General features: G+C 67.0%; 1 protein-coding gene. It reads left to right on the top strand.

Annotated features, from left to right (window positions below; all coding sequences use genetic code 11):
- Positions 1-180: 180 nt before the first annotated feature.
- Positions 181-1,644 (top strand): serine/threonine-protein kinase (locus ACJ8AT_RS30695; protein WP_407741486.1); only part of this gene is annotated, 1,464 nt, incomplete at its 3' end.

The raw sequence follows: 1,644 nt of genomic DNA, 5'->3' as shown, positions 1-1,644 counted from the left end.
GAGCTGGGCGAGGCGCATCAGCTCATGAGCGAGAACAAGCACCCGGATGGCAACATGGCCATCCTCGTGGGCGCGCCGCTCCCGGGTCTAAAGGACGGTCCTTCATAGGAGGTCCGGTCGACCGGACTGCCGTAAGGGTTCAAGTAGAGTCAGCGGTTTCTTCCTCGCGCAAGGCACTGCATGAAGAGCCCTCACGTTCCTGCGCTGCACCCGGCCTTGCTGCTCCCTGGGATGGAGGTGGGGTCCTGGCGCGTGGTGGCCTGGGCGGGGCAAGGGGGCAACGGGACGGTGTACCGGGCGGTGCGAATCGGGCAGGAGCAGGCCGGCCCCGTGGCGCTCAAGCTGGCCCTGCAACCAGGAGATCCACGACTCGAGCGCGAGGTGATGGTGCTCTCCCGCCTGGAGCACCCCAGTGTGCCGCGCCTGCTGGACTCCGGTGAGTGGCAGTCCTACGGCGGCACGCGGCACCCGTTTCTCGTGATGCAGTGGATAGACGGAGTGCCGCTGTACGAGTGGGCCCTTCAGCACGCCCCCAGCGCCGCGCAGGTCCTGCGGCTGCTGGCCCAGCTCGCGCGTGCGCTCCAAGCGCTGCACGCCCAAGAAGCCATCCATCGAGACGTGAAGGGCGGCAACATCCTGGTCACGCGCACGGACAGCCGAGCTGTCCTCACCGACTTTGGCTCGAGCACCTACGAGGGGGCCGCCCCGATCACGCCTCCCGCGGTGGTGCCAGGCACTCCGGTGTACCTCTCGCCAGAGGCGGCACTGATCGAACTACGCGCCCTTCACGATCGTAACGTCCGCTACACCGCTGGGTCCGCGGACGATCTCTACTCGCTGGGAGTCACGGCCTGTCGGCTCGTCACGGGTGAGTACCCGGATTTTGGCAAGCCAAGCCAGGATGAGCATAGGAACTGGCGCGTGGAGTCCGTGGTGCCTCCGCCCGCGCTGCTGGACGACGCTCGCGTCTCACCGCCGTTGCGGACGTTGATCCTGCGCATGCTCTCGGTACGCCCCGAGGAGCGCGGCACCGCGACAGAGTTGGCCGAACTGCTGGAGCAGGCCGCCGAGCGCCTCGCGCCGGTGAGCGCTCCGCCAAGCCCGGCGGAGGAACCGCTGCAGCCCTCAACACCCTCCCAAGAGAACGCCCCCACTGCCAAACTCAGCTACCGATCTCCGGACACGACCGAGGTGCATGTACAAGCTCACGAGGAGCCTATTGGCGCGAGGGGCACCGACAGGCGCTTCAGGCCCCGAGCGCACATGAGGGCCTGGTGGCTTGGGCTAACAACAGCCGCTGCGGGCTTGGCACTAGCTACGTGGGCGTTGCGGGGCATGACCCGGCAGTCCGTGGAGAGTCCCTCCTTCGCACGCAGAGAGGCAGCGGAGAAAGAACGGGCGGACGCAGGCACATCAGGGCTCGGCGATGCAGCGTCCATCGCCTCCGAGGAAGAGGTCCCCATTGCCTCCGGGCCGGAAGCAATGTCCCAGGACACGCTCCCTGAGCCGGTGCCGGGCCAAGTACGGTCCGACTCGAAGGGACGATGCCCTGACAAACAGTTGGTGGCCCTCAACGGGGCATGTTGGTTGAAAGCCGCGTGGGAACTTGAGGCATGCACGGGGGGCAGAGGTCAGATGTTCAAG

Origin of the sequence: Hyalangium sp., from assembly GCF_045802625.1 — a bacterium.
GTDB lineage: Bacteria > Myxococcota > Myxococcia > Myxococcales > Myxococcaceae > Hyalangium.
Note: the sequence above shows the minus strand (reverse complement) of the source record. Positions and strands in the feature narration are given on the sequence as shown.